The sequence below is a fragment of the Salmonella sp. A1325 genome (assembly GCF_056991255.1).
Genome location: NZ_JAMLWO010000001.1, coordinates 370,521 through 397,275, shown reverse-complemented (window position 1 = coordinate 397,275; position 26,755 = coordinate 370,521). Strand labels below are relative to the sequence as shown.

Below are 26,755 nucleotides of genomic sequence, written 5' to 3'. Positions count from 1 at the left end.
CAACCTATTTTCAGGAGTGAAAAATGTCGACGAATCCTTTGTTAGACCAGAGTATGTTGCCCTATCAGGCACCGCGTTTTGATCGGATCAAAGATTGCCATTATCGTCCTGCTTTTGATGAGGGCGTGCGGCAAAAACGCGTGGAAATCGAGGCCATCGTCAATCATCCGGCGGCCCCTGACTTTACGAATACGCTTCTGGCGCTGGAGCAAAGCGGGGCGCTTCTGTCACGCGTCACCAGCGTTTTTTTTGCAATGACGGCCGCGCACACTAACGATGAACTCCAGCGGTTGGATGAGGCCTTTTCTGCCGAGCTGGCGGCGCTCTCCAACGATATTTATCTGAATAGCGCGTTATTCGCTCGCGTGGATGCCGTCTGGCAACAGCGTCACTCACTGGGGCTGGATGATGAGTCGCTACGGTTGGTCGATGTTATCCATCAGCGTTTTGTGTTGGCAGGCGCGCAGCTGGCCGAAGAGGATAAAGCGCGACTGAAGGTATTGAATACTGAATCCGCGACCTTAATGAGTCAGTTTAATCAGCGTCTGCTGGCGGCAAGTAAAGCGGGCGGGCTGGCGGTCGATGACGCGCATTGCCTGGCAGGATTAAGCCCGGAAGAAATGACCGTCGCTGCTGAAGCGGCGCGTGAAAAAGGCCTGGAGGAGCGCTGGTTCATTCCGCTCCTTAATACGACGCAACAGCCTGCGCTTGCTACGCTGCGCGATCGCCAGACCCGCGAAAATTTATTCGCAGCGTCATGGACTCGGGCGGAAAAAGGAGATGCCCACGATACCCGCGCTATCGTTCAGCGTCTGGTAGAGATTCGTCGCTGTCAGGCAAAACTGCTGGGTTTCCCCAATTATGCCGCATGGAAAATGGCCGATCAGATGGCGAAAACGCCGCAAGCCGCACTGAGCTTTATGCGTGGCATTGTGCCGCCAGCGCGTCAGCGGGTACTCAATGAACAGGCGGAAATTCAGAACGTCATTGATGGTGAGCAGGGCGGCTACACCGTTCAGGCCTGGGACTGGATGTTCTATGCCGAACAGGTACGGCGGGAAAAATATGCGTTAGATGAAGCGCAACTGAAGCCCTATTTTGCCTTAAATACGGTGTTGCAAGAGGGGGTTTTCTGGACCGCCAACCAGCTATTCGGCATCACCTTCGTCGAGCGTTTTGACATTCCGGTGTACCACCCTGATGTTAGGGTATGGGAGATTTTCGACTCCGATGGTGTCGGCATGGCGTTATTTTATGGCGACTTCTTCGCGCGGGACTCGAAAAGCGGCGGCGCGTGGATGGGGAATTTTGTCGAGCAATCCACACTCAATGAAACCCGGCCCGTTATATACAATGTTTGTAACTATCAGAAACCTGTTGATGGGCAGCCTGCATTACTGCTTTGGGACGACGTTATTACGCTCTTCCATGAGTTTGGTCATACGCTACATGGTTTGTTTGCCGTCCAGCGCTATGCCACGCTTTCAGGTACCAATACGCCCCGCGACTTTGTCGAGTTTCCCTCCCAGATTAATGAGCATTGGGCAAGCCATCCACGTGTGTTCGAACGCTACGCGCGTCATGTCGACAGCGGTGAAAAAATGCCTGCTGATTTACAGGAAAAAATGCGCAAGGCGAGTTTATTTAATAAAGGTTACGATATGACTGAATTGCTCGGCGCCGCATTGCTGGATATGCGATGGCATATGCTGGAGGAGAGCGTAGCAGAGCAGTCTGTTGCTGAGTTCGAGCAGCAGGCGCTGGCCGCCGAGCATCTTGATTTACCGGCAGTGCCGCCCCGCTATCGCAGCAGTTATTTTGCCCATATCTTCGGCGGCGGCTACGCAGCGGGATACTACGCCTACCTGTGGACGCAAATGTTAGCGGATGACGGTTATCAATGGTTTGTAGAGCAGGGCGGCCTGACGCGTGAAAACGGGCAGCGTTTTCGTGATGCTATCCTTTCCCGGGGGAATAGTACTGATTTAGAAACGCTTTATTCAGACTGGCGTGGACATGAACCGCATATTGACCCCATGTTGCAATATCGTGGGCTCGATCGCTAAGCTGATACGGTTGTTCGGCACTGTCGAACAACCGCCTGAAAATGAGTCCTGCACTTCTGATGGCAGCCAGTTAAATTTCTGGGGTTAAATTGTCTGAATATAAAGAGGGCGTGCATTCGGATTTTTCTACTTATTTCCCTGTGGTGGCTTGATTGCCAAAGATTTATTACCGCTTCGCTATTAACGTTTTCAAAAAATATATTTTCCGCCATGCAGTGGCATTATGTAAATAATGCGGAAATGAATTTGACACTGCGCACAGGGCGACTAGATTTAGAACTGTATCACATGATATGAGAAGACATATCATATTTAAAACGCAACATCATCATGAGGATTATATTATGGCAGAACATCGCGGCGGTTCCGGTAATTTTGCAGAAGATAAAGAGAAAGCCTCAGAAGCAGGTCGTAAAGGCGGCCAGCATAGCGGTGGGAACTTTAAAAACGACCCACAGCGTGCATCTGAAGCGGGTAAAAAAGGTGGCCAGAACAGCCACAGTGGCGGACGGAAATCCGGCAATTAATTTTACTCCTGATATTTCGTAAATATATTCTGAAATATTGCGCATACGATGCGGGCCATAGGCTCGCATTTTTTTATTCTGACCGAGAGTTATTCTGACCGGTCAGATGAAATTATTGTTTATGCTTTCTTCGTTAACAGAAAAAGCAATTCAGCGAGGGCGAAGCGTACGCATTTTTCCAATACTTCCTGACAATCTCCGTTGAAATGTTGTCGGCTTGTAAAAGTTGTATTGTTAATATTCCAGGCAAACCAAACGGTGCCCGCCGGCGTGCCATCTTCGCCGCCTTCCGGACCGCCATAGCCGCTGATCGCTATGCTGATATTGACCTCAGCCTGATCCTTAGCGCCCTTTGCCATTTCAGTAACGACCGCTTCGCTGACGGCGGTATGTTCGGCAAGACTGTGGCGTTGTACGCGTAAGATTTTTGCTTTGGCTTCATCAGTAAAGGTGACATAACCCACACCGTAAAATGAGGGCGTATCTTCTGCTGCGCACAATGCTGAAGCCAGTTTCCCGCCAGTGCAGGATTCTGCAGTGGTCAGACGGAGTTTCTGGTTAACCAGTAAATCACCAAGTTTTTTTGTCAGGCTATCGACGGATTCGGCTTCATCAAGGGTGACAATATCGTGCTGTTCTAATCTCATCGTTTATTTTTCCGTTACAGAGATAAATGAAATCTGTTCGTTCTTCTCAAGTATGGCATATTTATTTTATGACATTGTCAGTGAATGATTATTTTATCCAGTTACCAACAAACCCGCTGTTGCATAACTTGCTTACTTTCTTACGGCGATGACTGTCATTGATTATGCGTAAGGCCATTATCCTCAAAAAATAAAGCCGATTATTCTGAATTGCTATCCAGACGTTGATACATATGACTTCAGCTATGTGGCAAGTTAACTATTACGCCGTTACGCTTTCGCGCTCACCGGCGCTGATGTCGGTTGCATATTAATCCGGATGGGTTGATTTTATTGCTTAATATTCTGCGGATAAATTCATGTTTGTAAAAACTAAAAATAGCGGCCAGACTTAATACGTCAAATAGACGTTATTAAGGAGAGAGCATGAAACTACAGGTGGCTGCATTTTTAAGTTTTCTGATAATGCCTTACGCGCTAGCGGATGATCAAGGGGGATTAAAAAAAGACGTGGCACCGCCGCCGCCTCATGCTATTGAGGATGGTTATCGTGGTACGGATGATGCAGAAAAAATGACCATCGAACAGGCAAAAACCCTGCATGATGGCGCGACCGTTTCGCTGCGCGGCAACCTTATTGATCATAAAGGCGACGATCGCTATGTATTTCGTGATAAGTCCGGCGAGATTAACGTGATAATTCCTTCCGCCGTATTTGATGGGCGGGAAGTTCAGCCGGATCAAATGATCAACATTAACGGTAGTCTGGACAAGAAAGCGAAGGAACCGCTTGTTCGCGTGAACCGACTGCAAAAATAACGCGCGCTAACCGGCAATCTCCAGGTCAGCCATACGGGGCACGCGGCTGGCCTGATACCATGGGTCTTGTAAAAGCGCCTGGGGGACAAAAGGTCCCATAATGTCTTATTCAGGTCTGGTTGCGTATCGTTTAAGCTTCATTGATATTGACGGTGCTACAGTCGTTAGCGATCCGTTATCCTCGCAAGAATTTGCCCGGTAGCGTATAAGCAAAACACAAATCTATCCATGCAAGCATTTACCGCTGGTGAACCGGCGGTTTTTTTTGCCTGCCATCCAGACAAAAGCGGCCCCTTGCGCAACGATGTAGCAAGGGGCCGGCTCTGCGAGGGATTATCTCCGTTCATTAATCATCCCATTTGTGACTGAACCAGGCGGCCAGAAATCCGGAAAATAAAATAATTCCTAATACAACGATAAAAAGGTTAATACTGCCTAACATCTCGTTTCTCCTTATTTTAGCGTGCATCCTCTTTTTTAAAAAACCTCGTACAGACTATAGTACTAATTTATACTTAAGCAAAGTCTGAATTGCGTATTTATTTTACTGGAAGGGTAAAGCATTAGAATATTTTCGTCAGCGCCCAGGAATATTCCTGAATTATCGCAGTGACAGCAGATAATTAGCCTGCAATATATAGGGTTAACCCAGTGCGCCAGAAACGGCGCACATCACTGGCTGCAGATAATTAACAGGTGATAGCCTGTTGCGTAGGGGTAATCCGCATTCCTTTTAACATCAGTGCCCAGGCGAACACAATGGCGATTATCAGGACAACGAAAAGCGACCAGGCGGGAAGTGTCGTCAGGATGACGCCGCTGGCCAGCGGGTTTAGCGCCGCACCCAGCCAGCCCAGCGATTGCGCTGAAAAATAGCTGGCTTTCATCCCGGCAGGCGCAATGTTGTCAATTAACATATATTCGCCGGGGGCATAAATAATTTCGCCAATCGTGAATACTGCCGCTGAAAGCCCCCAAAAAAACAGATTGTCGCCTGAAAAAATAAATCCGATGAGCCCGGCGATAAAAAAGACGGTGCCGGTCGTCATCATTGGTCGAATATTGACGGCGGTAAGTCGACGGCCCACGGCGTATTGCAAACTGACCACAATAACCGCATTAACCGGCAGGACGACGGCTACCACTTTTTCCGCGAAGCCGCTATCGGCAACGACCATAACGTACTGTGAAATACAGGACGCAAAGGCGCCCCCCACAAAGGAGGCCAGAAATGCCGAAAGCGTAAACCACAATAATGCTTTGTCGCGCAGCAGAACGGAGGGAGACCAGATAGCGGCATTTTTCCCCTCGCTGGCGGCAACCGAACGTGTCACCCATACCTGAATAAAGACCAGCGGAAATGCGGAACAGATGGCGGCAAGCCAGAAGGGTAAATTGATGCTTTGCATCACCAGCAGCGTGCCGAGCGGCGGGCCAACCGTCCAGCCGATATTGAGTACGGTATAGTTGAGCGAAAAAATCCGCGTTTTTGTTGTCGCGGTGAGGTTATCGGCGAACCAGGCCTTCAGGACGGTAGAAAAAACCGAATAGGCGCAGTTAATAAGCGCAAAAAGCAGGACAACCAGTACGACATTATGCACCATTGGGATGGCGATAAACCCGCAGGCGAAGGCGATAATCGCGAGTAATATGTAGCGCTTTTTATCAAACTTGTCTGCCAGAATCCCAAAGCCAAGACTAAAGACGACGCCAATCGTTAACGCGCTGGTCAGCGCGTAGCCAATCAGATCCACGCCTAAACCGTACTGACGGTTAAGATAGATGGTCATAAAGGGGAGCGTGGCACCGCGTCCAATTGTCAATAACAGCGATGAGGCGAGTAGAGCCAACGTCGAACGTCTCAATCCTGGATTCATTTTTCCTGCCTGAAATGGAGGTTACGTATCGGGACGTTTTAATCTACCGTGCCCGCAAAAGCATGATGTCTATACGCTATAGCGTAGTCTTAACATACCATAACGCAGGATTTTGCCCATCGTGTGTTGTTCAATGCCATGCTCACGGTAAAAAGAAAAGTCCTGTTATGGCGCACTGATTTCCGATAACTTACCTTTTTACAAAATTTTAATAATGACAGGGGCCGATAATGTCGCGTAAAGACGGTTTTTTGGCGTTACTGGTGGTTGTCGTATGGGGGCTCAATTTTGTTGTCATCAAAGTAGGCCTGCACCATATGCCGCCATTATTGCTGGCAGGATTACGATTTTTACTGGTGGCGTTTCCGGCAATTTTCTTTGTCGCCCGGCCTAAAGTCCCGCTTACGCTGTTACTGGGCTATGGGCTGACGATAAGCTTTGGGCAGTTAAAGCGCGGCGAATTATTCAAGATAGATTTGCAACTTATTCAAGATAACCAAAAGCGGCACAACGGCGAATTATTCAAGATAAAATCCGCCGTCGTTTGATGGTTTTTTAAACCACTTTTAAAGCCTTTTGAATCCTCTCTCCAATCCATCGCATGACAGGAACAGGCATTGAGTTTCCGAGAGCCTTGTATCGATGATTCGGTGACGAGCTGCGCCACGGAATGTCTGTATAACCTGTTGGGAATCCCTGTAACCTTTCACACTCCGTTGGTGTGAGTCGTCGGACTCTCAGGCGTGGGTGTTGCTCTACTATCAGACCGCCACGCATTAGCATGTCCTGATTGGTTGAGCCGTCATAACCAGCAATCAGCGTTCCGGCTGTGTCGGGGATGGCGTCAAAGCAGTATCGATGGAACTCTCTTTCAATGCCTGAATGAGCACTGGATGCGGATTTTTTCTGTGTTCCGTAATAGTTCTCAGTGCGCGATGGCACAGTCGGGAACTCAAATAATATCGCTCCGGGGTCAAATTCTGGTCGAGCACTTGCCATAACAAACACTCTTTTACGTGACTGGGGGACTCCGAAAAATTCGGCGTTGAGGGTTCGCCAGACGACAGTGCGCGATGGTCCAGACACAGCACCAGCGTTCGCCCACCGTTTCCCTGCTGGCTGTAGTGGGCGACGTTTTCCGGCCAGCGCACCGAGAAAATAACCGAATGCATTATCATGACTGTTTAATACCCCTGTAACGTTTTCCCATACGACTATTGATGGTTGTTTACCTTGCTCCTGGCGGGTCTTGTCAATCTGGTCCGCCAGTTGAACAAAGGCGAGCGTAAGCTGGCCGCGAGGGTCTTTTAACCCCTGGCGTTTGCCCGATAAACTAAACGCCTGGCACGGCGTGCCACCTACAAGAATATCGGGGGCTGGAATACTGCCCGACTGGATGCGTACGGCGATTTGGGTCATATCACCCAGATTAGGGACTGACGGCCAGTGATGCGCCAGAACGGCGCAGGGGAAAGGCTCTATCTCACTGAACCATGAGGCGTCCCAGCCGAGCGGATGCCAGGCGACGGTAGCGGCTTCTATGCCACTGCACACAGAACCATAGGTAACAGGATTATCGGGTGGAATGTGTTGTTTGTTCCCCACAGGTGCGATTCCTTGTGTATGTGGGGTGCTCGATGGCGCTCGGTGAGGTGATGATGTTGAGTGTCTTACAGCGCGGGCATTTGACCTCAATGAAGTAAAAACTGGCTCTTGCGAGCAGTTTATTGCAATGCCGGCATCTTACGTTATGTGGCATTTATTGCTGCCTCCTGTGTTGCCACTGGAGGTGTCAGTATAACTTATCGATCGATAAAAACGATCGTTTTGATTAATTTAATGCATATCACCAATATGTCGCAGTGTTGAATATGTATAGATTTATGGAATAGTCTACAGGCTACAGAAATTATTGATGATATAACTAAGGCGAGGTTAGCATGAACGTTTGGGTGGTTATCTCAGGAACGCCATACGAGTCATCTGAAGCCATCGAGGGTGTCTATTCAACCGAAGAAAAGGCGGAAGAGAAGTTGTCCACACTAAAAAACGACTCCCTGCATTACGCATACATCGAAGAGTGTGAAGTTGAATAATCAATATTACCTGATTGTATCTGCGGCAACCTGCGGAGCCACAAATAGCCTGCATGGCAACCCACATAGCTCCTGGACGTTTCCACAGATACTAGATATAAGGATGCCCGGCAGTGCGACCTGCCGGGCGACATAAAACTTCGCATCAATGCTGTACTACGAACTCGTTTCATATCCTAAGATACTTAACGGTCTCCTGCAAAGTCAGACCGTTAATTTTTATTAATTTTGCTCCACTTGCGGGCGATTGAATCCAGATCAGACAGCCAGGTATCGGCATAAACGGCATTGTTCATCTCGTCGAAAGCGGCTTTTTTATATTGCTCGTCGTGGTATTCATACCCGTCAATAATATTACTGATGATATCGACATCAACATCATCACCGCTCATTTTATCGCGGTTTATAATGTCGATGGCTGATTTGATTTTTTCTATTTTTTGCTCCAGCGCTTCCAACAGGCGCGAGGAAAGGTGATTGATTTCGCGCTCCCCTTTCAGGGCATAGCGGATAGTGCGGCTGTCAACATCAATATCGCGGGATAGCGGGGATTGCCAGTTATCGCCGTATACCAGCTTCCCGACCGCCATCATTTTTTCAGTGTTGTTCATATATTATCTCCAGCAAGCCCCGCCGCAGCGGGGCGAAATTATTATGCCGCCAGGGCGACGGCTTTCAGTGCGCGGACAACGCTAATCAGGTTCAGGTCGCGGCATTCGTCGCCACAGGCATGAATTTTATTATCTGCCGTATCGAACCAGAATTTACCGGAATAAATCATCGTGCGAACAGCGTTTGCCCTGCCGTTCGCCAGGGAGTCATCACCCAGGCAGGCCCATTTGATGTTACCGGTTTTATACGTGTCGTATTCAAAACCGACAGCGGCGGCAACAATATCACCGTTAAAATAAACGCGGTGCATACCGTTTTTTTCCCAAAGTTTGCCGCCAATTTTCAGGCAGGCCTCAAGCGTGACCAGACGTGTACGGCTATATGCTAATTTCAGGGATTCAGCGAAATAAGATTTTACTGAGCCACCGAATTTAGCGGCTGCGTCGCGGGACATGTTCCAGGCGGTGATGAAAAGCGTTGACTTGTTCATGTTGAAGCTCCTTTCAGCTATCAGCAGGGCCATCCCCTTACTGTGAGAATAGCATATTACGTCCTAGATATTAGGACAATGCTTTTTGTTTTTTTTTGAGAAAAAGATAAACCCGCTCGCCGCAAGCCCTGACTTCCGGCGGGCTTTCAATTCACCCATACATCCCCCTGCCAAAACACCTGACCGCCAGATACATCACAATACGTTTCCACTTCGGCACGCCGAGCACCGTCATCCCGTCCAGGAATATCAAATCGGCCTCTTTCTTTGTGCGTAGCGCATTGTCATACAGGTAATCGTGAATAATTGCGGCTTTGGCGTATTTGCCATCCGGGGGAAGGAGCGTCCAGAAGATGCGCGGCACACTGGCGAGGTCAGTGACAAATCCGGCTGGAACGCTGATTACGTCGCTATTGTCCTCACTGAGGTAAAATTCAAAAGGCTCGTATACTCGCCATAAATAATGGTCCAGCATTTCAAGGATTGCAGGAGTTGTGAAGCGGCTCATGGTTTTTTATCTGCTGCGTATGGAATAAGTAAATGATTTATGGAGTTACAGTTTACGATGATTGATAAATTAGTGCTTACGGTTACACCAATTTTTTCCATACCACCGCGTGGTGCAGCCGCAGTAGAAACATGGATGTATCAAGTTGCCAAAAGAACAGCAATACCGAATAGAATTGTCTGTATAAAGGAAGAGGGATATACAGATTTTTCCCCAGTTAGCGAACGATGCTCCATTCACCGTATCGGGTTCAGCCGAGTTTATAAACGCCTCTTTCAGAAGTGGACTCGTCTTGACCCGTCTCCTTACGCACAGCGCATTTTAAATATCGCAAAAGACTTTAAAATCACCGATGACAGCGTAATTATTATTCACAACAGTATGAAGTTGTACCGCCAAATAAGGAGCAGATCACCTCAGGCAAAAATGATTATGCATATGCATAACGCCTTTGAACCGGATGAAGGATTGGACAAAAACGTTAAAATGATTGTTCCAAGTATGTTTTTGAAACAACATTATCAGGCATACCTACCAGATGCTGATATAGCTATAGTCCCTAATGGTGTTGATCTGCAAGCCTACCAGAAAAACTCTACTCCACTACAAAAATCGGCTTTAAACATATCTTCGGAGAAAAAAACGATTTTTTTTGCTGGCCGCATATCCCCTGACAAGGGGGTTGCAATGCTTTTACAAGCCTTCGAGATACTGATTGAGACACGCGATGATATAGAGTTAGTTATTGTTGGCGATTATATGAATAAAAATAAAGGTGATAAGGGAGCCTATCAACAGGAAGTGCGAAAACTGGCCGAGAAACTAAACCCTCATTGTCATTTGCTGGGAAGCGTTACGCCTGAACAAATATATAATTACTACTCTTTAGCCGATCTAGTTGTTATCCCCTCTCAATTCCAAGAGCCGTTTTGCATGGTTGCAATTGAAGCGATGGGAGCAGGAAAGCCTGTGCTGGTCAGCACACGCGGCGGAATGACTGAATTCGTAAAAGAGGGTGATACCGGATTCCATTTGCAGGAGCCAATGACCCCGCAAACTATTGCCATGGATATCAATAAAGCGTTGGCATCCCCTGATTTAAACGCTGTTGCCTTACGTGGGCAACGTTGTGTTGAAGAGAAATTTCCGTGGGAAAAAGTAACCCAACAGTTCGAAGAGGTTATTAATAACTGGTTTGTTTGAAAAATATTCGTATTCAGTAAAGTCACTAACATTCCAGTGACTTTACTATATCAATTAACTATACAACTTTCATGTTGGCCAGCCGACAACGTAATCCAGTACAGCCTGTGCGTCGCTCAGTTTATCCACCTCTTCTTTCATGGTGCGCTGGCGAAGATGGATTTGCAGCCCCATAGTGAACATTGCCTGGTCTATGGCATCGCTGAGATTTAATAATTCCCCGGCAGACAGTGGCACATCGTTATTATCGGCGTCCGTCCAGATAAAACCCGCTGGTAGTTTGTTGGCTTTTGCCATCTGAACGGAGAGGCTTAATCGCTCCTGAGTGGTTTTACCGTAGTCCCAGTTACGATCATTAAACTGTAATACGTAGTTCGCGTTTTCCTGTTGATTACGCCAGTCGTTAATTTCAGCGTGTTTTTGACTGAGAGCGGTCGCAAGGTCAGCCACCCACTGACCGTTTTCGAATTTATCGACCGGCGATGCGGGAGCCTGTGTGGTGGTGTTTTCCGGTAGCGGGCCGGGTTCTGAAATATAAACCTGATTACCGGTTGTTGTGTCGTAAACCGTCTCGCCGCGGTGGTCTTCATGCAGACTCCACGTTTCGGTTTCAGTGTCAAATACAGCAATATGACTGGCGGGAATATCAGGGGGAGCAATATCCGTACAGTTTGCCGGTAATCCTGTGTGCGGCGGAATATACGCATCGCCCGCACCGATAAATTCGTTAGTATCTGAACGAAGATTAAATACTTTAATTGTCTGTGCTTCGTTACTCATTTTAAAAGCCATTACGCTAACCTCACTATGTAGTTAAATGCAATATTTTTAACCGTGGTTTCCACATTACCGTCTGCGTACACTGTAACGTAGTGAGTGTGCGAACCAAGATAGACTGAGTGGCTGTGCGGACCAATATATGTTGTATGGGAGTGGTCGCCATTCCAGCTTGTTAACTGATTATTTCCGTCACGCTGAACGCGAATTTTTCCACCAATTGAATCACCACCGTATGTGCCGCCTGCCGAATGGTTGTGACCGCCCGTTGTATTAGAGCCTTTTGTACCGTAGTCAAATGACGAGGTGTATTTAGTCCCCAGATCGGTACTGGACACACTGGCGCTATGGGTATGCGATTTATTGCCGTCCATTTCCTGAGACAGTGCCGCGCGACCGCTTGCGGGCTTGCCTTTGATTGTCCAGCCGCGCATGTCCGGAATAATGCCGGATGGATAAGCTATAGCCAGTAAGGGATACGCCGATTTATCGAAGGACTGCCCCTGCATCAGGGCGTAACCAGCAGGGATATTGTCAGACGGCCAAGCTATTGCCGACCCGACAGGATTCAAATCCGGGGGGACAGGAGGTGGATTCAGGGAAGTGTAGAACATTGCCCATTCGGACCACTCAGCGTCGGCGTTATCTCTGTGGCTGCGAATATATGCAGGCGCAGGAGCACCATTAGTCCCACTCCATCCGATTAATATCTCCCCATCACCGAGTCCGGTCAGACGCAAAATATTCCCGTATTGCGTTGGATAACCGTTATTGTAAACCTCGCCCATTATCAGGCCGCTATCGCTGCCTCTTGTCGTACCAGTCAGTGCCGGAAGCGCGCCGCGTGATGCCAGTCTGTTCGCTGCAACAGCCGTACCTTCGGCAGGAAGCGCCCCGACATCTGCCGGGCCGAGGCTGTCTTTGGTGGCGAGTTTTCCCAGCCCCAGATGACCCCGCGCCGCAGCCTGATCCGCAATGCCGGCATCGAAAATCTCTTTCAGGTTGTTTGCCTGCGTGTAAGCGTTTGCCGTAATAATGGCTTTAACAGACAGGGTGAGCTGGTTTAATTTTCCTTTATCGGGTTTTATTCCCGCTGCGTCGAGAATATTCAGTAATTCCGCCTGCAGGATATTCAGCCAGTCCTGACCAATCCAGCTTATACCTTTATTTTTATCGCCTTCGGTAAACCAGGTGGGCGTATTACTTTGCACCGGCGATAAGGCCGGCATATTGGGTGAACCGGAGTTGTTATCAATGTAATACATGATGACCTCTTACTTATCGTGCGACTGGCTGCTTTCATAGACATAACGAAACGTCTGCCACGCTGGTTTATAACGGTTCAGAATACACTCAAGCGCGCTGGCGTCGTATATACGCAGCGGCGTGAGAATATTGTCCAGTACGTTCATATGCCGGTAGCCGATAGTGGTTCTGACATTGATGATGCTTATCCACTGCGATTCCGGTGATGTCTGGATATCAATATCAAACCCAAAACCGGCGGCGAGCTGGATATAGAACTCCCGGTTAACTGAGGGCTTCATGCGGTACTTGTTGCCGGCATAGCCCTGACGCTCCTGCAGGCTGGCGCCGCTCATATCGCATTCAGGTAGTCCCAGAAATCGCTCCCAGTCATCCAGCAACAGACGCGACCTGTCCGGGAAACGCTCATCGAGCAGTTGTTGCCCCGTCCAGTCCACGCGGGCCGTGGACTGACTCAGACCAAGACACAGTGCGGCCAGCACAGAATCTAGTGCTTTATTCCACGCCAGACCGTCAGGCAGTAACTGGAGTAGCGCACGCTGATGCGGGGTAAATGTCATAGCTACAGCCATGCGATTTCCCCCACGGTGAGCAGTTCCATCGCGCCGGCGCTGACAGACTCCAGCGGGGAGCGCAGTTCAAAATCATCCAGCACCTTCACACCGGCAACCGCCCGCCAGAACGCCGACGGCAGGATAATACCGCCCGGTCTGGCCTCGTTATAAAGCAGGTCGGTGAGCGCCTGTCTCACGGCCTGCTGGTTCTCTGGTGTGTTCGGCGCAATCTTTATCTGAAACGCGACAGGGTGATTGGTGAGTTTAAACACCTGCACCACCGGCCCCAGCGCCTGGCCGACCGGCTGGCCCGTCGCCGGATCAGGGTGGGATTTGATGTACTCCGCCACGCGGGTAACATCCCCGTCACCGGGGAAGATGTCGGGGTTATTGTCCAGGACAAACGTCACCCCCAGACTGCCCGCCTGCGGCCACTCCGGCAGACACCAGGAACGGGTGACGCCCGGCACTTCGCGCGCCCAGCGTTCAAAATCGTACTTTGTGCCGCCTGACGGCGGGTACTGTACGCGAAACACCAGGCGGGAAAGCAGTTCAGAAACGGACTCCACGTCCGCACCGCCCGTTATGCCTGAACCGGTGACGGTGGCCGTCTGCACAATCCCTGCCTGCGGGGTGATAAACGTCAGCAGCGTTCCCGCCGGCGCGTTACCGGCCGCGCCCGCATCTATTGCCACCACTTCAACCTCCAGCGTTCCCGCTGTCGCTTTTTCTGATGTGGTTATCTGATAAATAACGCCGTCACCGCGCTGTAGCTGCGTGCCGGCATCGGCGGTGGCCGTATCGGTCAGGGTAAGCTGAACCGGACCACCGGCACGGGAGGCAGGCTTGCGAACAATGCCCCACCAGGCGCAGTGTTTCAGCAGTTCCGCCTCGTCAGCGTCAGACGGGATAATCTGGCGGGCAATCCAGGCAAGATGTTCCTGCTCCTGGGCGGACAGCCCCGCCTGGGCATAACCGATGGCGTGCAACGTGGTTTCACCCAGTCCCGGAAGAGTACCCTCCAGACGCTGGCTGATATCCTGCTGCGTCTGGTTAATCAGTTGTGCTAAGGGTGTGGGTTGATACGGCATTTAAACCCCTTCTAAATCCGCTTCAAAAACCATCGGGCGACGTGCGCCGTCAGGCATAACAAGTGAGACCGAAAGCTGCAGGCGGTCGCGACCCACGCGGGCAGCCGTACAGGTGACTGATTTCACCAGTCTTGCCGGTTTAAGCCAGGCCAGCGCCTCGTCTGCATACGCCGCCGTCCGTTCCACAACGGCCGATACCGTCTTTTCGCGGTTCAGCAGCCACAGACGCGAGCCAATGGGACGTTTACGAAAGCTGTCCGCCCACCATCCGCGCCGGTCTGTGGAGCCGTCCGGTATCGGGTCGGACGGCTGCGCCCGGCGATCGGTAAAGAGTGAAATAATGACGGCGGTTTCAATACTGTTATCCGTCAGCAGGTCGGGACCGTTCAGCGCCAGGTTGCCGCGACCGTTACGCCAGACAATCGCAATATCAGCCATTTTGTGGGCCTCCCGTATTGCTGCCGCGACCGTTCTCGTGATGGGTGTGGCCGCTGTAGGTCACGCCGGCAATGGTCGCATCCGACATGGTAAAGTGACCTTTGGCGTCCCCGGTGCCGTCCAGGGCCAGATTGCCCTGAATGTGGGTGTTCTGTTGTACCGTCAGGTTCTTCTGTACCGTCAGGTTGCCGGTAAAGGTGCTCTCCGGGCTGTCAAAGAGGATGCTGTCATCGGCGTACACCTCCAGCGTTTTACACGTCAGGATGGCACGACCATCTTTTGTCAGGCGCAGTCGGTGGCCTTCATAGTGGTAGATACCGCTGTCGCCGGCAGGCAGACCCACCGGGCGGTAGCGCCTGTCCTCAACGACCAGAATCACCGCCTGATCCCTGTCACCCAGCAGACAACCGAAGAACGTCTCCGCCCCCGGCAGCGGGACGCTGATTTGCCCGTACTGCTGGGGACGCTCCACGTCGTCAAACGTCTCGCCGTCGAGTGAGGTCATCTGCGCGTTCTGCAGTTTCAGTTCGTCGTTCGTACCGGTCAGTACGCCGCGCCCGAACAGCAGGCGAACGCCACGTACCAGGGGAGCCAGCATTCGTTGCAGGATTTCTTCACTTATCATCGAATTTAATCCCCTGTTCTTTCATCCGCTGCAGTATCCAGGCGTCAACGCCACCGCCTGCGCCGCCGGTGCCGCTGCTGTCCGGCTCGGCTGGCACAATAAAGCCGTCGCGCGGGGCAAGCGTCAGGCGGGTCACTTCGCCTTCCTTCGCGTTGAGCGTAAATTCCACCTGGCAAATCAGCAGGTCGCGCATATCCACGTTCACGCGCGGGGCGATGACGCGGGTCAGCAGGTTCACGTCCCACAGCGCGCCGTTCTCCCGGAACCAGCCTTTGACGCCGGCAACAAAGCGTTCAGATTTGGCAACAGCCCGGCGCTCTTCCCGGATGGCCCGCTGCTTCGCACCGTCTGCGGTGATTTTGTGGTCGGCGAGGATCACCTTCGGGCGGTAACGGGTGATGGTTTTGTCGTCCGTCGTGCCTTTGGGTGCGGCCAGCAGCGCCGCCATTTTTGCATCTCCCTTATGACCACCGCCGCCGCCGTGGCCTTTTACCAGGTATTCGCTGTAGCGGTTGCGCCAGTCGTCGGTAAAATCCGCATCCAGCAGGTTTTTACCCAGTTCCAGCGTATCGGTCTGCTGGTTGCCCGCCTGGGTGAACACCAGGTCGCCGTCGGCGTTACTGGTGACAAGAACGCCACGGTGACGGGCGGCACGGGTCAGCGCATCACTGACCGTTTCAGACAGTTGCAGGGTGAAGGTGGCAAACGGTTTTGCGGCCGTGGCGTCACTGACCTGCCAGATAACCCGGATACCAAAGGGTTTACACAGGTCGCCGGCAATCTGCTCCAGGGTGCGGTTGTGCCACTGGCTGCCCTTAAAGACGGCGGAACAGTCCACCAGATCGCCGGTTTTGTCACGGCCGGTAATGGTGATTTTGTTACTGGTGGCGGTCAGTTTGTGTTTCACGGTATCGAGATAACCGGTAATGACCGTCACGCCGTTAATCTGTAATTTCAGCGGCTGGCCGGGGTCGATGCCGTCCGGCACAGGCTGACCGGGCAGCATGAGTTCCAGCGAAAATGACCCTGCCAGATGTTCCAGTGACCGGCGCACGCTGACGCCGATCCAGCCGGAAAAAATCTTCCCGCTGATAAACAGCTCAACGCGGGTGCCAGGGGTGCGACTATTCATCAATCACCTCCAGCACCTGACCTCCCGGCACAAACAGGGGGTGAATGACGTTGTTACGGCGGACAAACCGTTGCCACTGCACGCTGTTACCGGTTGCCCGGTACAGCGTCACCAGGGCCGGTTGTGTTGTGCGGACCGCAACAGAAGACGTTCCCGGCAGATGTACGCCGCGCGCGGTTAAATCCTCAACCAGCGCCAGACGAGCCTCACGTAACGCCAGCGCGGTACGGGTGAACCCCTGGCCGGAGAACGCCAGCACCTGAGCGTCAAGGGACTGGCCGAGCGCGTGACTGACCGCCCGGACGTCACCGGCACTCTGGAGTAACGACACCGGCACAGAAGCGTCAACGCCGGCACCAGTGCCAGACCCGGTGAAGGGTGTCGACGCCGGCACGCCCGCCTGTGCAACCGCAATCGTCAGCAGACTGCCCGCCGTCTGCGCCTGAGCCAGCACAACCGCGCTTTGCATCACCGACTGCAGCAGTCGGATATTGTTTTGGGTGGCAGGCGTCAGACCGGTCAGGCTCCGGCGGGCATCCTGTGTGGCCAGCGTGTCGTAAAACGCCGACAGCGACTGGTACAGTTGCGTACCGCCCTGGCTTCTGACCGCCTCATCCGGCATGTCGAGACTTCCGGAAGGCGTGGTGCCGGTATGGTTACGTAACAGCGACATCGCCGGCACGGAGGGTAACGCAATCAGACCGCTGAACACTCCGGCGAACTGCTGCGCCATGCGTAGCGGGCTGGTAATCAGCGAAGTGATATTCCCCTTCATGGCGGTAAAAGAGGCGGCAAAGGCGCTGATATCCTGCAGGATACCGACGCTGCTGACCGTGTTTTCCAGCGCGTCAATTTTCTCGCTGACGGTATCCGCCATCGCCTGCAGATCGTGAAGGTTGTCAGACACCACCGACCAGCCGTCCGCCAGGGTGTTGAACACGCTGTTAAGGCCGCTGCCGGTTTTTTGTGTCAGTGCCGCCGCCGTATCCTGCTGCGCGTCCGGGGCAGTATCATTCGCCTGCGGAACGGCCGTGATCGTAAACTCGACCACGCGCTGTTCAGACACGTTATAACGGCTTTCAAAGTTGTCTATAAGGACGTTTAACGTGCCGTAATCGGGATGAACCAGCTCGCCCGCGCCTGGCGCATACAGCGCATCACGCAGCGCCTTACGCTGCGCCTGTGCGTCATCCCCCTGGACAATCACCGTAAAGGTGAATGCCGGCAGCTTGGGGCCAAGGTCATCTGCACCGCCGGATTCGCGCAGCGGATACTCGCGTTTGACAATGTGGCGACCGCCGCGCTCCCGTTGCTCCTTATAAATAAGGAAGGGAACATTGCGGAAGCTGCCTTTACCCGTAGGGGACATAGTTACCTCCGCTGTAGAAATTCAGATCCAGACCGAACATATCGGAGTCGTCAATATCAATACTGCGCTTATCCCAGCCTGGCGGCGCGACCAGCTCCACGCGGGCGGCGGCTTTCTGTACCGCCTGGCCGTTGCCGTTATCGCTCCCGGTGATTTTCTGGTAAGCGTCGGTCAGCCAGCCGCCCAGGTAATCGCCCAGATAGCTGCCGACCGTCGAGCCAATTGCAGCACCCACGGGACCTGCGAGCGTGCCCAGCGTGCCACCAACGACGGCACCCACCCCGGAGCCAACCGCCGCCCCTTTATCGTGGGCGGAAGCCTGACTGTCGAGTAGCGTGGGAGCTGCCAGCAGCGCGGCACCGAACACACCACCACCAAAACGCCCCAGAAGTTTCCCACCCCTGCCAAGCCAGCCTGCCACCTTACCCAGCCCCAGTTTGCTACCGGCAGCGGAAAGCAGACTGCCGGCTTTGCTGAGACCGGGGATTTTGCCGAACCAGCCGCCGACACGGGACGCCATACGCCTGAAAAGACCTTTTTTGGCGGCGCTTTCTGCCAGCTCTTCGCCGGCCGTGACCACAGTTGAAATACCGCGCCCCTTGCCGGGGCCTTTTTTGGTGCGCCCGCTGCGGCGCTTTTTACCGCCGCCTTCCTCAATCAGGGTACTGCCACCATTGCCCCCGGCACCGGCCAGCGCACCCGCCGGCCAGTTCGTCACAAAGACCGGCTGTACTGCGGCGGGATTGACGCCGGAAAGGAAATTCATGAAGCGGCCACCGCGTCCGGGCAGTTCGCCCGGCATGACGGGCCGGCGCTTACGGAACGGTGACGTAACAGCCCCGACAGTGGCGAGCGTGTAGCGTAGCGGCGTGGCACCAAGACGTAGTGCACCCATGCCGACCGCGCCCGCCAGGCGCAGGGCTGTACGGGCGGCATAGACCAGAAGAAGGTATTTGGCGAGGGTTTTTGCACCACTGGCGATATTGTCCAGGGTTTTACCGTAGCCGTCATCGCGTAACTGTTTCAGCGCCTGACGGACGGCTTTGATTTTCTCAACAAGCCAGGTCACGGCATCTTTGGCGGACGTAAACGCGGTCAGCATCCCCTGACCGATATCGTTCGCAATCTCATCGAACTGACCGTCTTTCTGCATCACGGCAATCTGATCGAGAATGCCGGACATCTGGGTTTCCAGGAACTTAAACGGGCCGGTGTCCATGACCTTCTGCGCGAACTGCTCCCAGTCGGACTGCATACGCATAGTCATACCGGTCCAGGTATGCATAGCTTTCTCAGCCATGCCGCTTGCCTGTTCGCGAAGCGTCTGGAACAGCAGTTTAATCGTCTCCGGGCCGAGCTTGCCTTCCTCGCCCAGCTTGCGGATAGCACCGGCCGTGGTGTGTAGTTTTTCAGCCAGTACCTGGTAAGCGTTGATACCGTAGCCTGACAACTGGTTGGCGTCCTGCCCCTGGAGTTTGCCGCGCGCGTACATCTCGCGCAGTTGCAGGGATGCGCCTTCAATCTGCTGCTTGTTCCAGCCGTGACGGCCCGCCTGATCCTCCATCATCTGTACGTAGCGTCGGGACTCGCTGTCGCTCATCCCGTAGCCGCGGGTGGTGGCGTACTCCTCCAGGATCTGGCTCATACTCCAGGGGGCCTGCTGAGTATTCTGCCGCGCCCAGTTGATCGTACCGGCGGTGGCCGATGCGTCACCGTGGTTCAGCGAGGTGATACGGGTCTGAAAGTTCTCCAGGCTGGACGCGGGATCAAGAAACAGCCGTTTAAAGCCGTAAACCAGCGCGCCGCCGGTAATCAGACCGTACAGACGGGTCAGTGAACCGAAAACACCTTCCGCGCTCAGTTTCAGACGATCCATGTCTGCCGAGACCGCGTGCATCCCGCCGCGCATCCCCCGGAATGCCTGGCGCATCCGGGAACTGCTGATTTCCGCGTCACCACCGAGACGGCGTACCGCCGTTCCCACACCGCCGAGACCACGCTGACCGGCGTGCGAAAACGCCCCCAAATCCTGCGACCACTGACGGGATTTGGATGATATGTTGCCGAGTAAATCGACAATCAGCGAAGCTTTCAGGTTCTTCATCGGCGGTTATGCGTCACGTATTCTGTCGTTTAATGATTTTTTCTGCCTGTCTGCAGTGCCGGTAAAGCTGCGATAAGGGAAGGCTCATGGCCCACTGCGGGCCGCCTTTAGTCACCATTCCCAGCACGATCGCCGCTTCCTCTAACTCATTCCGGCACCGCTCCCAGTCGCCCCTTGTCACCTGCCAGCTTTCCGGCCAGCGCCGTATCGCGCAGGTTAACCGCCACCATCAGGCGGGACAGGTCACGTTCGCTCAGTTGCCCGATTTGCAGCATCGAGAGCGGCCCTTCGATGTCGCCCACCGCGGCAATCTGGCGGCGCAGCAATTGCACCCCGCGCAACGAAGGTGATGCAATCAGAATCGGGCCGTTACGGGTGTCCACCACGCGTTCTGCCTCGGTCTCAGCGTCAATGCTGTCCTTTGCCGACAGTTCGCGGAAGGTGACGCGGTACTCGCGCCCCTCGCCGAACGGCAGACCGTCGAGCAGGTCAACGTAGCCCTTAGCGAGCTGCTCCGTCAGGCCGGCGGTGCGCGGGTCGTCACCGTCCAGCGCCTGGCGAATGGCAGCCAGCGCTGCCTCGTCGTCCTGTTTTACTGCGGTCGGGGTTTTCTTCTTCGTAGCCATGAATACTCCTTACTGCACGCGGGTGCTTTTGGCGGCGGCGAACTTCGCGGAGATTTCGCCGTTAGCGGCAAGCGATGCGGGCTCCGAACTCCACGCCTTTGTCATCATGTGGACCTCGCCGGTATCGGCGATAAATTCGATAGTGACGCTGGTCCAGGTGTTGATCACATCACTGTCCGGGGAGTCATCGCCACCGGCAGGGAATTTGCATTCCAGCGTGGCCTCTTTCGCCTGCTGGTTATAGCCATACACCCTGGGCCCCTTAACCACCTTTCGTTCAAAGCCCGACGGCGTGAAGGTTGCGCCTTCCAGCGTGGCGTATTCGCTGCCGTTCACGCGAACGGTTGCCACGCCCTGATACTGATTTCCTGCCATTGTCTACCTCACAGAATGAAACGGAGCTGCGCGGCGAAGAACCGGAACTGGTTAACCAGGTCAGGCGTACACAGCACATCCAGACGGTTACGATCGCCGGTATTACGCTCTACCAGCAGGTTCTTTTTGAACGTATCCAGGTTCTCAACCAGCCCCTGATCCACCCAGTCTTCACCGAGCGCGATAAGCTGCAGCGACATGATTTTGGGTGTCACAATGGGCTGTCCAGGCGCCACAGGCGTATCGTCATCAGCCAGTTTATGGCGCGGGAATCGCTGTGTGACGAAGGTGCGCAGGGAGTAACGCAGGTACGACAGCGTGTAGATGGTTTCGATATCGAGATAGCTCGGATCAACATCACCGTATTTATTGACACGGTACATCGTCACCTGACGCTCAATCTGTACCACGTCGCCGGCCGCCACGGTGACGGTCGCAATGCCGCCATGCAGCAGCAGGTTACGTTCCTCTTGAGTCAGGCGGTCAGCAAGCTGAGGAGCCAGGCGGGACGACACCGCCAGCGTCTGGAGCGGCCGGGCCGGGTCAATGGACAGTGACGGCGCGCAGGTCGCGCAGACCGACGCCGCCCAGATGTAATCCGGTTCGGGCGCTTTGGGAACGGCGCTGCAGGTAAACAGAAAGTCGTTGCGGGACTCGCCGAACGCGGTGATTTCGCCCTGCGTGCCGGTGTGCGCCATCCATACCGCGCCGTCGGACATTTTGACCGGCCCCCAGCGTTTAAGCAGTTCGGCGCTGAGGATGTTGAGGTTAGCCTGGTCCTTATACGGCATCACCACATAGTTGTACTGACGTTCGCCCATATTCGCGACGCTGCGGGTGATATCCGGGTTAGCGGCTTTTGCCTCCGGCGGCGCAATCACCACCGTCAGACCGTCCGGCGTGGTTTCACCGTCGTAATAGTTCAGGCGGATATCGTGAGCGGAGCACTCGCCAACGAAGCGGGCGGTCATCGATACCACGCTGCTTGTGGCGTCCACATCAGCGCCGGCGGGAGCCGCAGACGCCGCCGTAAAGGGCGCATCGCGATCGGCATTAATCAGCGCGGCCAGTTTGTCAGCCAGCGCCTTACCCTGCTGGCCGCTGCTCACCGCCACCTGATAACGACGTCCGCCAACATAGACCCTGAGCACACCGTCACCGGTGGCCGTGCCGCTCAGTGTCAGACTGCCGGCGTCAGCTTTACCGGTCCCGGCCCCCTGAGCAATCACGTACAGCCCGGTATCCGGGTTAATGGCGATAAACTCTTTGACCATCCAGGCCAGCATTGAGCCACGACCAAACAGGCTGATGGCCTGCGAATCGCGGGTAATACGTACTGGTGTGTCAAGTTGGCCGGCTCCGTCAACCTTACCGTCTTTCAGGTTTGCCTGACCGAACATCAGTACCGTCTGATGCTGTGCGGGTGTTCCCACCACCGCCGTTGAGTTATCAAACTCAATCTGCGCCAGTGGAATACGGTTGTCGTTCTGGATCTCGTTAAAACCAATCATGCTTTTTTCTCCACGGCGTCAGCGTCAGTCGCTTTCGCTTTTCCGGCGGTCACGGCTGGCTGCGCCTCATTCGGATTGAATTCGGTCACATCACCGTCATCCAGCCGGCGGCACCAGTACGGGGTGAAGGGTTTCTCCTCACCGCCAGGCTTTAAAAATTCCAGCGTGTCGGGGTCGCGTACCATGCGTCCCGGCGCAGGTTTAATAAAGAAGGTTTTCATAACAGGATCACTCCAGTAAACAGGAACCAGCCCCGGCCACTGTGACCACCAGAAGCCAGCAGGAAAGAGAACATGAAACAAAAGAAGCTCAGGGCACCTTTACTCATGTTCCGGCCCCGGCAGGTCGATATGTGCCTCAAAGGCCGGCGTGCCGTCAGGTTCGCCAAACGTCTCGTAATGACGAAGGAAGTCAGCGAGCGTGCTGATATCGGTCAGCGGGTCGATAATCTCCTCACAGGAGAAATAGAGGGCATAGAGCACCACCCCGGACGCCCCCTGCGCCACGCTGTACAGATTGGTCGCTTTCTCAAACGCCAGCGGCGAGGCGGAACCCGCCTTAAACCCCACCAGACCGGACAGCAAAACAGCCACCATCTGATACAGCCCGATACGGTTTGTCTCGCGGCCGTTTAACATGCTGCCGACCACGTAGAACACCCAGTGGCTCACCATGCGGTTACGCGTGCGAGGTTCTCCGGCGCCCAGCCACGCCACATAAACAGAAGGCGGCAACAGCATCAGCTTTTTCAGGGTGGCCTCGCTCCAGTCGCCCGGATGCGTGTCCACCTTTCTGAGGCGGTTGCCAAAGAGGGAACGAATACGATCCAGATAAGCCTGTTCGGTATCGGCAATCATATGAACCCCTTCTGGTTGCGCCCGAATACCGGCGCTTCGGCCTGCATCTGCGGCAGGTCGTCAGACTCCGGCGCACTGCCGGCTTCGTCCACGCCAATCGGAATACTGCCGTTCTTCACCTCCCGCAGCCAGGTGAGCGCCTCGCGGTAACGATCGCGCGCCTGATCGGAAGGCTGCTGGTCGCACAGGTAATAAAAGGCAATGGCGCAACAGTGCTGTACCAGCACCTGCGGCACCACGGCCAGCGGCAGGGCATATTTCGCCGACAGATAGCTGTCAGCCAGCGCGCCGGCATCATTCAGCGCCTGCGTCAGCTTCTTCTCGTTGAGGTCGTCCGTTCCCGGCAGCCTCAAGAGATCATCAAGATTCTCGTATCTGTCCCGCATATCCTGCGCGCTGGCGTACATCATTTCTGGCGCTCCTGGCGCGCCACCCATGCGGCGTCCACCTGCGCTTTGGTGACGGGCTGGCCCAGCTCATCACTGACGGCCTTTACGCCCGGCACGCCAGTTTTGGTGAAGCTCTGCGGGTCAGCGCGGGCAATCAGCACATCTATCACCTTGTCAATCTCGGCTGGCGTCACATCACTGCCTGCATTGACAACATCCACCAGGTTTTGCACGCCAGCCTCACCAGATGGCGCGGCTGCCGGCTGAACCGACACCACAATGAGGCATGGGTCAGCCTGTAAGATATCGAGCGTGGCCTGTGGCACGTTCTCAAGCGTCTGTTTACCGCGTATAAAGCGGATGCCGGCGCGAATGTAGCGCTCACGCGGACAACGAACCTCAACGATAAAAAAGCCTGACGGAGTAACCTGGCTATCTCCGTCAGTCCCCGGGTTATCCGTTGCGCCGCCCGGTAAAGCAGCGTTGTTTTCCTGTTCTGACATTTCTGACATGGCACTTTTATCCCCTTTGAAAACGGTTTAAAGGCGGGATGAACCCGCCGTGAAACGGGTTATGCCGTGGCTGCGGTCGCTGCCGGCATCCAGTTAGCGACAACCAGCGAGACCTTGCCCTTGAGTTCGTTGGTGGTGGTGGCACCATCATCAACGGTCAGCTCGCGCTCAAGCAGTTTGGTGGCGACTTTCTCAAGAGACGGCGGCACCACCAGAACGGACGGACGCAGACCCAGCGGACGACCACCGTCAGCCTTGCGGTCGGTAATGGCCTGCCAGGCTTCCCAGAACATGTCGCTGTTGAGCGGGGCCTTCATCATCTGCGCCATCTGCCAGAAGCCGTAACCAACGTTGGAGCGCAGGGACGCGCCGAACACAATCTGGTTATCGGTGAAGGTCACGCCTGTTTTCGGGTCGGCCTGCATCACCAGCTCAGGATTGCGGCGGTTCTGGTAGATGATGGGCTTAATCACGCGGGTGCAGTCCATCAGATACCAGCCCGGCCCGGTGTAGTCCGTGGTGGCACCTGCTGCGCCAACTTTCGCGGTAAACAGATTCGACGTCGGCACCATTTTTCCGGTGCCATCCACCTTCTCGTAGACCGGATGTTCGGCGTCAAAGAAGTTCTGGCCGTCATAGCAGGCGGTTTTGTCGGCGTTCGCCAGCGCCTGGAAGACCAGCTCATCCGGGAAGCAGCCCGCCGCGCGGCCCATTTCCTGGAAGATGGGGGAATAGATACCGAGAATATCGTCATCGAAATCGTCGCGGGAAATCGCAACCGTATCTTCCCAGGTCTTGTTAGTGATCGAATACCCGTGCGCGGCCATCTGCTGCATGACACGCGTCCCGATCCATTCCCGGAAGTGCGGGAACTGACCCAGCCAGCCGAAGGTGTTGGAGCGGGTATTGGATGTGACGGTCATCGCAATCTGTTTGTACTGCGAGGCCGCCATGCCCAGACCGTTCTGAAAATCGGATTTATAGCCCGTAAACAGGGCTTCAATCATGGCGGGGGTGGTAGGTGTGGACATTATTTAACCCCTTTAGCTTTAAGAAATTCTTCCTCGGTCTTGCCGAGCATTTTCATTACCTGAAGGTCTTCCGCTGACAGGGCGGCAGACGAGGTTTTTTTCTTCGGCACGTTCACCGTGTCCGTCTGTTTCGCGGTCAGGGCAGCAATCGGCTGACGGGCGTCCAGTTGGGCGGACAACGCCGCAACACCAATCTGTTTCCCCAGACCTTCGTAATAACCGCGCTCAGACTTAAATACGCGCCCCTCGGATTCGGCCTTATCCAGCACCTGCTCAAGCGTGGTTGTACCGTGCTCAGCAGACAGGGTGACGTACTGCGTGCGCAGGGCGTTGTAGGTCTCAACCGGGACGAACTTCGTCAGGTCAACGTCACCGGCGGCGGTGGTATTAGCCTGTTTCGCGGTGTCCAGTTCAGCGGACAGCGTGGCAACCTGCGTTTTCAGTTCGTCGTGTTTGCCGGCTTTCGCCTGAATATCCGTCAGCGCCGACAGGGCCGCCGTACCGAGTTCCGGCGTCAGTTCGCCGTCATCGGGCACGGTCAGGCCGAGCGCCGCCAGTAACTGGCGTAATTGCTCATTCATGGGGGTTAACTCCATCGAGGGGGTGGTTACATACAGGTCGTCAGCGCTGAGGGCCGCGACGGACTTCATACCAGTAATAGCCGGGTCGTTCGTCAGGGACGCAATACGAATGGAAGCCGGTTCGCCGTTATCAACGTAATACTCCAGCTTCGCCGAGAGATAGGCATACTCCAGATCGTCGATATGCTTCTGCGCCTGCGGCGTCCAGGTGGGCTTAATGAAAATCCCCTGGCCTTCACGCCACTGCACGTTGTCAGCCTTGACCCAGCCGGCCGCCACAGCCTTAATGCCTTTCTCCTGGGCGATTTCGGAGTGGTGGTCGTAGTCAATCAGTAAAGGCTGTTTAAGGGCGGCAAGGTTGGCCTTAATACGGTCACAGGACTTTTTATTGATAAGCCAGCCCGCGGCGGGCTTTTCGGGCCTTCCGTCGCGCGCTCTGACCCGACCGGCCGGCAGCAACTGGCACCATCCATCATCGGATGATGCCAGTGAAGCCGAGAGAGCCGCGGTCTCTGTGTGGCGCCGGGCGCCTGTCGCTTTTAAGGTATTCGTCGTCATGACCGGCAGCTTATGACGGTCAGGCGAGGGGGTGGGTTTGCGGTAAATCAGTAAAAAACAGGACAGGGAAAATGGATCGAACCGATGATCCATTTTCAAACCGTTTCAAAACAG

General features: G+C 54.2%; 31 protein-coding genes and 2 pseudogenes. 6 read left to right on the top strand and 27 right to left on the bottom strand.

Going from position 1 to position 26,755, the window contains the following annotated elements; genetic code table 11:
• The first annotated feature begins 23 nt into the window (after positions 1-23).
• Together dcp and NAZ64_RS02060 are read left to right on the top strand one after the other, a co-directional pair.
• Positions 24-2,066, top strand: coding sequence for a peptidyl-dipeptidase Dcp (gene dcp / locus NAZ64_RS02065; protein ID WP_000106262.1), 2,043 nt, complete (start codon positions 24-26; stop codon positions 2,064-2,066).
• 344 nt (positions 2,067-2,410) lie between these two features.
• On the top strand, positions 2,411-2,593 hold the full coding sequence (locus NAZ64_RS02060) for a con-10 family general stress protein (protein WP_000807642.1): 183 nt from the start codon (positions 2,411-2,413) through the stop codon (positions 2,591-2,593).
• A gap of 119 nt (positions 2,594-2,712) precedes the next feature.
• Here NAZ64_RS02060 and NAZ64_RS02055 read toward each other — a convergent pair whose 3' ends face one another.
• On the bottom strand, positions 2,713-3,240 hold the full coding sequence (locus tag NAZ64_RS02055) for a 2-oxo-tetronate isomerase (RefSeq protein ID WP_115286038.1): 528 nt from the start codon (positions 3,238-3,240) through the stop codon (positions 2,713-2,715).
• A gap of 426 nt (positions 3,241-3,666) precedes the next feature.
• On the opposite strand from NAZ64_RS02055, the gene NAZ64_RS02050 reads away from it, so the two are divergent.
• Positions 3,667-4,059 carry a YdeI family stress tolerance OB fold protein gene (locus NAZ64_RS02050; RefSeq protein ID WP_000776348.1) on the top strand — a complete coding sequence of 131 codons (393 nt, stop codon included), beginning with the start codon at positions 3,667-3,669 and terminating at the stop codon, positions 4,057-4,059.
• A 164-nt stretch (positions 4,060-4,223) separates the two neighbouring features.
• Here the strand turns inward: NAZ64_RS02050 and NAZ64_RS02045 are convergent, their stop codons facing one another.
• The 3 genes from NAZ64_RS02045 to ydeE all read right to left on the bottom strand — a co-directional run bounded on the left by NAZ64_RS02045 (position 4,224) and on the right by ydeE (position 5,936).
• Positions 4,224-4,406 carry a hypothetical protein gene (locus NAZ64_RS02045; RefSeq protein WP_109288092.1) on the bottom strand — a complete coding sequence of 61 codons (183 nt, stop codon included), beginning with the start codon at positions 4,404-4,406 and terminating at the stop codon, positions 4,224-4,226.
• The gene (gene mgtS / locus NAZ64_RS02040) at positions 4,406-4,501 is read right to left on the bottom strand and encodes a protein MgtS (RefSeq protein WP_000901531.1); all 96 of its coding nucleotides are present in this window, start codon (positions 4,499-4,501) and stop codon (positions 4,406-4,408) included. Before mgtS ends, NAZ64_RS02045 begins: the two co-directional genes overlap by 1 nt.
• Before the next feature lie 247 nt (positions 4,502-4,748).
• Complete coding sequence (gene ydeE / locus NAZ64_RS02035) at positions 4,749-5,936, bottom strand: efflux MFS transporter YdeE (RefSeq protein WP_483640863.1); 1,188 nt, start codon at positions 5,934-5,936, stop codon at positions 4,749-4,751.
• Between the two features lie 227 nt (positions 5,937-6,163).
• Between ydeE and NAZ64_RS02030 the strand changes: the two are divergent.
• Positions 6,164-6,382, top strand: a pseudogene (locus NAZ64_RS02030) (EamA family transporter); the annotation flags it as partial.
• A 109-nt stretch (positions 6,383-6,491) separates the two neighbouring features.
• On the opposite strand, the gene NAZ64_RS02025 reads toward NAZ64_RS02030, so the two are convergent.
• Both NAZ64_RS02025 and NAZ64_RS02020 read right to left on the bottom strand, forming a co-directional pair.
• Positions 6,492-7,541: a DNA cytosine methyltransferase gene (locus NAZ64_RS02025; protein ID WP_483640862.1), complete on the bottom strand. Its 1,050-nt coding sequence runs from the start codon at positions 7,539-7,541 to the stop codon at positions 6,492-6,494.
• Positions 7,510-7,695 carry a Com family DNA-binding transcriptional regulator gene (locus tag NAZ64_RS02020; RefSeq protein WP_226312224.1) on the bottom strand — a complete coding sequence of 62 codons (186 nt, stop codon included), beginning with the start codon at positions 7,693-7,695 and terminating at the stop codon, positions 7,510-7,512. The genes NAZ64_RS02025 and NAZ64_RS02020 overlap by 32 nt, the downstream gene beginning before the upstream one ends.
• Positions 7,696-7,876: 181 nt before the next feature.
• On the opposite strand from NAZ64_RS02020, the gene NAZ64_RS02015 reads away from it, so the two are divergent.
• Complete coding sequence (locus tag NAZ64_RS02015) at positions 7,877-8,032, top strand: DUF7336 domain-containing protein (protein WP_176206540.1); 156 nt, start codon at positions 7,877-7,879, stop codon at positions 8,030-8,032.
• Between the two features lie 212 nt (positions 8,033-8,244).
• On the opposite strand, the gene NAZ64_RS02010 is transcribed toward NAZ64_RS02015, so the two are convergent.
• From NAZ64_RS02010 to NAZ64_RS02000, 3 genes are all read right to left on the bottom strand, one after another.
• On the bottom strand, positions 8,245-8,643 hold the full coding sequence (locus NAZ64_RS02010; RefSeq protein ID WP_001658938.1) for a hypothetical protein: 399 nt from the start codon (positions 8,641-8,643) through the stop codon (positions 8,245-8,247).
• A 41-nt stretch (positions 8,644-8,684) separates the two neighbouring features.
• Entirely contained in the window at positions 8,685-9,134 is a 450-nt protein-coding gene (locus NAZ64_RS02005; protein WP_483640861.1) for a hypothetical protein, read from the bottom strand.
• Between the two features lie 151 nt (positions 9,135-9,285).
• Positions 9,286-9,642 carry a DUF1353 domain-containing protein gene (locus NAZ64_RS02000; protein WP_226312222.1) on the bottom strand — a complete coding sequence of 119 codons (357 nt, stop codon included), beginning with the start codon at positions 9,640-9,642 and terminating at the stop codon, positions 9,286-9,288.
• 57 nt (positions 9,643-9,699) lie between these two features.
• Between NAZ64_RS02000 and NAZ64_RS01995 the strand changes: the two genes are divergently transcribed.
• Complete coding sequence (locus NAZ64_RS01995) at positions 9,700-10,845, top strand: lipopolysaccharide N-acetylglucosaminyltransferase (RefSeq protein ID WP_226312221.1); 1,146 nt, start codon at positions 9,700-9,702, stop codon at positions 10,843-10,845.
• A gap of 69 nt (positions 10,846-10,914) precedes the next feature.
• Here NAZ64_RS01995 and NAZ64_RS01990 read toward each other — a convergent pair whose 3' ends face one another.
• The 18 genes and pseudogenes from NAZ64_RS01990 to NAZ64_RS01905 form a co-directional block, all read right to left on the bottom strand.
• Positions 10,915-11,637 (bottom strand): DUF4376 domain-containing protein, encoded by a 723-nt coding sequence (locus tag NAZ64_RS01990; protein WP_430717344.1) that lies wholly within the window; start codon positions 11,635-11,637, stop codon positions 10,915-10,917.
• A pseudogene (locus tag NAZ64_RS01985) lies at positions 11,637-12,524 on the bottom strand (phage tail protein); the annotation flags it as partial. The gene NAZ64_RS01990 and the pseudogene NAZ64_RS01985, both read right to left, overlap by 1 nt.
• 372 nt (positions 12,525-12,896) lie before the next feature.
• Complete coding sequence (locus NAZ64_RS01980; protein ID WP_483640860.1) at positions 12,897-13,460, bottom strand: putative phage tail protein; 564 nt, start codon at positions 13,458-13,460, stop codon at positions 12,897-12,899.
• On the bottom strand, positions 13,451-14,533 hold the full coding sequence (locus tag NAZ64_RS01975) for a baseplate J/gp47 family protein (RefSeq protein WP_483640859.1): 1,083 nt from the start codon (positions 14,531-14,533) through the stop codon (positions 13,451-13,453). Before NAZ64_RS01975 ends, NAZ64_RS01980 begins: the two co-directional genes overlap by 10 nt.
• Positions 14,534-14,971, bottom strand: a complete 438-nt coding sequence (locus NAZ64_RS01970) for a phage GP46 family protein (RefSeq protein ID WP_483640858.1) — start codon at positions 14,969-14,971, stop codon at positions 14,534-14,536.
• Positions 14,964-15,596: a phage baseplate assembly protein V gene (locus NAZ64_RS01965; RefSeq protein ID WP_226312218.1), complete on the bottom strand. Its 633-nt coding sequence runs from the start codon at positions 15,594-15,596 to the stop codon at positions 14,964-14,966. Before NAZ64_RS01965 ends, NAZ64_RS01970 begins: the two co-directional genes overlap by 8 nt.
• Positions 15,586-16,728 carry a phage baseplate assembly protein gene (locus NAZ64_RS01960; protein WP_483640857.1) on the bottom strand — a complete coding sequence of 381 codons (1,143 nt, stop codon included), beginning with the start codon at positions 16,726-16,728 and terminating at the stop codon, positions 15,586-15,588. Before NAZ64_RS01960 ends, NAZ64_RS01965 begins: the two co-directional genes overlap by 11 nt.
• Positions 16,721-18,097 (bottom strand): DNA circularization protein, encoded by a 1,377-nt coding sequence (locus NAZ64_RS01955; RefSeq protein WP_483640856.1) that lies wholly within the window; start codon positions 18,095-18,097, stop codon positions 16,721-16,723. The genes NAZ64_RS01960 and NAZ64_RS01955 overlap by 8 nt, the downstream gene beginning before the upstream one ends.
• Positions 18,081-20,201, bottom strand: a complete 2,121-nt coding sequence (locus NAZ64_RS01950) for a tape measure protein (RefSeq protein WP_483640855.1) — start codon at positions 20,199-20,201, stop codon at positions 18,081-18,083. Before NAZ64_RS01950 ends, NAZ64_RS01955 begins: the two co-directional genes overlap by 17 nt.
• Before the next feature lie 146 nt (positions 20,202-20,347).
• On the bottom strand, positions 20,348-20,827 hold the full coding sequence (locus tag NAZ64_RS01945; RefSeq protein WP_461551387.1) for a phage tail assembly protein: 480 nt from the start codon (positions 20,825-20,827) through the stop codon (positions 20,348-20,350).
• 9 nt (positions 20,828-20,836) lie between these two features.
• On the bottom strand, positions 20,837-21,202 hold the full coding sequence (locus tag NAZ64_RS01940) for a phage tail tube protein (RefSeq protein ID WP_079796644.1): 366 nt from the start codon (positions 21,200-21,202) through the stop codon (positions 20,837-20,839).
• Between the two features lie 8 nt (positions 21,203-21,210).
• Positions 21,211-22,713 (bottom strand): phage tail sheath subtilisin-like domain-containing protein, encoded by a 1,503-nt coding sequence (locus tag NAZ64_RS01935; protein ID WP_483640854.1) that lies wholly within the window; start codon positions 22,711-22,713, stop codon positions 21,211-21,213.
• On the bottom strand, positions 22,710-22,934 hold the full coding sequence (locus NAZ64_RS01930; RefSeq protein WP_483640853.1) for a DUF2635 domain-containing protein: 225 nt from the start codon (positions 22,932-22,934) through the stop codon (positions 22,710-22,712). The genes NAZ64_RS01935 and NAZ64_RS01930 overlap by 4 nt, the downstream gene beginning before the upstream one ends.
• Before the next feature lie 99 nt (positions 22,935-23,033).
• Complete coding sequence (locus NAZ64_RS01925) at positions 23,034-23,570, bottom strand: phage protein Gp37 (RefSeq protein WP_115407702.1); 537 nt, start codon at positions 23,568-23,570, stop codon at positions 23,034-23,036.
• Complete coding sequence (locus NAZ64_RS01920; RefSeq protein ID WP_430701604.1) at positions 23,567-24,007, bottom strand: gp436 family protein; 441 nt, start codon at positions 24,005-24,007, stop codon at positions 23,567-23,569. Before NAZ64_RS01920 ends, NAZ64_RS01925 begins: the two co-directional genes overlap by 4 nt.
• On the bottom strand, positions 23,977-24,471 hold the full coding sequence (locus tag NAZ64_RS01915) for a hypothetical protein (protein ID WP_483640852.1): 495 nt from the start codon (positions 24,469-24,471) through the stop codon (positions 23,977-23,979). Before NAZ64_RS01915 ends, NAZ64_RS01920 begins: the two co-directional genes overlap by 31 nt.
• Positions 24,472-24,530: 59 nt before the next feature.
• Complete coding sequence (locus NAZ64_RS01910) at positions 24,531-25,502, bottom strand: Mu-like prophage major head subunit gpT family protein (protein WP_430701606.1); 972 nt, start codon at positions 25,500-25,502, stop codon at positions 24,531-24,533.
• Complete coding sequence (locus NAZ64_RS01905) at positions 25,502-26,734, bottom strand: phage protease (RefSeq protein WP_483640851.1); 1,233 nt, start codon at positions 26,732-26,734, stop codon at positions 25,502-25,504. The genes NAZ64_RS01910 and NAZ64_RS01905 overlap by 1 nt, the downstream gene beginning before the upstream one ends.
• Positions 26,735-26,755: the final 21 nt, after the last annotated feature.

Bases quoted from the DNA above. Each gene is read 5' to 3' on its own strand.
- dcp (WP_000106262.1), top strand. From the start codon at position 24: ATGTCGACGAATCCTTTGTTAGACCAGAGTATGTTGCCCTATCAGGCA.
- NAZ64_RS02060 (WP_000807642.1), top strand. From the start codon at position 2,411: ATGGCAGAACATCGCGGCGGTTCCGGTAATTTTGCAGAAGATAAAGAG.
- NAZ64_RS02055 (WP_115286038.1), bottom strand. From the start codon at position 3,240: ATGAGATTAGAACAGCACGATATTGTCACCCTTGATGAAGCCGAATCC.
- NAZ64_RS02050 (WP_000776348.1), top strand. From the start codon at position 3,667: ATGAAACTACAGGTGGCTGCATTTTTAAGTTTTCTGATAATGCCTTAC.
- NAZ64_RS02045 (WP_109288092.1), bottom strand. From the start codon at position 4,406: ATGAACGGAGATAATCCCTCGCAGAGCCGGCCCCTTGCTACATCGTTG.
- mgtS (WP_000901531.1), bottom strand. From the start codon at position 4,501: ATGTTAGGCAGTATTAACCTTTTTATCGTTGTATTAGGAATTATTTTA.
- ydeE (WP_483640863.1), bottom strand. From the start codon at position 5,936: ATGAATCCAGGATTGAGACGTTCGACGTTGGCTCTACTCGCCTCATCG.
- NAZ64_RS02020 (WP_226312224.1), bottom strand. From the start codon at position 7,695: ATGCCACATAACGTAAGATGCCGGCATTGCAATAAACTGCTCGCAAGA.
- NAZ64_RS02015 (WP_176206540.1), top strand. From the start codon at position 7,877: ATGAACGTTTGGGTGGTTATCTCAGGAACGCCATACGAGTCATCTGAA.
- NAZ64_RS02010 (WP_001658938.1), bottom strand. From the start codon at position 8,643: ATGAACAACACTGAAAAAATGATGGCGGTCGGGAAGCTGGTATACGGC.
- NAZ64_RS02005 (WP_483640861.1), bottom strand. From the start codon at position 9,134: ATGAACAAGTCAACGCTTTTCATCACCGCCTGGAACATGTCCCGCGAC.
- NAZ64_RS02000 (WP_226312222.1), bottom strand. From the start codon at position 9,642: ATGAGCCGCTTCACAACTCCTGCAATCCTTGAAATGCTGGACCATTAT.
- NAZ64_RS01995 (WP_226312221.1), top strand. From the start codon at position 9,700: ATGATTGATAAATTAGTGCTTACGGTTACACCAATTTTTTCCATACCA.
- NAZ64_RS01990 (WP_430717344.1), bottom strand. From the start codon at position 11,637: ATGGCTTTTAAAATGAGTAACGAAGCACAGACAATTAAAGTATTTAAT.
- NAZ64_RS01980 (WP_483640860.1), bottom strand. From the start codon at position 13,460: ATGGCTGTAGCTATGACATTTACCCCGCATCAGCGTGCGCTACTCCAG.
- NAZ64_RS01975 (WP_483640859.1), bottom strand. From the start codon at position 14,533: ATGCCGTATCAACCCACACCCTTAGCACAACTGATTAACCAGACGCAG.
- NAZ64_RS01970 (WP_483640858.1), bottom strand. From the start codon at position 14,971: ATGGCTGATATTGCGATTGTCTGGCGTAACGGTCGCGGCAACCTGGCG.
- NAZ64_RS01965 (WP_226312218.1), bottom strand. From the start codon at position 15,596: ATGATAAGTGAAGAAATCCTGCAACGAATGCTGGCTCCCCTGGTACGT.
- NAZ64_RS01960 (WP_483640857.1), bottom strand. From the start codon at position 16,728: ATGAATAGTCGCACCCCTGGCACCCGCGTTGAGCTGTTTATCAGCGGG.
- NAZ64_RS01955 (WP_483640856.1), bottom strand. From the start codon at position 18,097: ATGTCCCCTACGGGTAAAGGCAGCTTCCGCAATGTTCCCTTCCTTATT.
- NAZ64_RS01950 (WP_483640855.1), bottom strand. From the start codon at position 20,201: ATGAAGAACCTGAAAGCTTCGCTGATTGTCGATTTACTCGGCAACATA.
- NAZ64_RS01945 (WP_461551387.1), bottom strand. From the start codon at position 20,827: ATGGCTACGAAGAAGAAAACCCCGACCGCAGTAAAACAGGACGACGAG.
- NAZ64_RS01940 (WP_079796644.1), bottom strand. From the start codon at position 21,202: ATGGCAGGAAATCAGTATCAGGGCGTGGCAACCGTTCGCGTGAACGGC.
- NAZ64_RS01935 (WP_483640854.1), bottom strand. From the start codon at position 22,713: ATGATTGGTTTTAACGAGATCCAGAACGACAACCGTATTCCACTGGCG.
- NAZ64_RS01930 (WP_483640853.1), bottom strand. From the start codon at position 22,934: ATGAAAACCTTCTTTATTAAACCTGCGCCGGGACGCATGGTACGCGAC.
- NAZ64_RS01925 (WP_115407702.1), bottom strand. From the start codon at position 23,570: ATGATTGCCGATACCGAACAGGCTTATCTGGATCGTATTCGTTCCCTC.
- NAZ64_RS01920 (WP_430701604.1), bottom strand. From the start codon at position 24,007: ATGGGTGGCGCGCCAGGAGCGCCAGAAATGATGTACGCCAGCGCGCAG.
- NAZ64_RS01915 (WP_483640852.1), bottom strand. From the start codon at position 24,471: ATGTCAGAAATGTCAGAACAGGAAAACAACGCTGCTTTACCGGGCGGC.
- NAZ64_RS01910 (WP_430701606.1), bottom strand. From the start codon at position 25,502: ATGTCCACACCTACCACCCCCGCCATGATTGAAGCCCTGTTTACGGGC.
- NAZ64_RS01905 (WP_483640851.1), bottom strand. From the start codon at position 26,734: ATGGATCATCGGTTCGATCCATTTTCCCTGTCCTGTTTTTTACTGATT.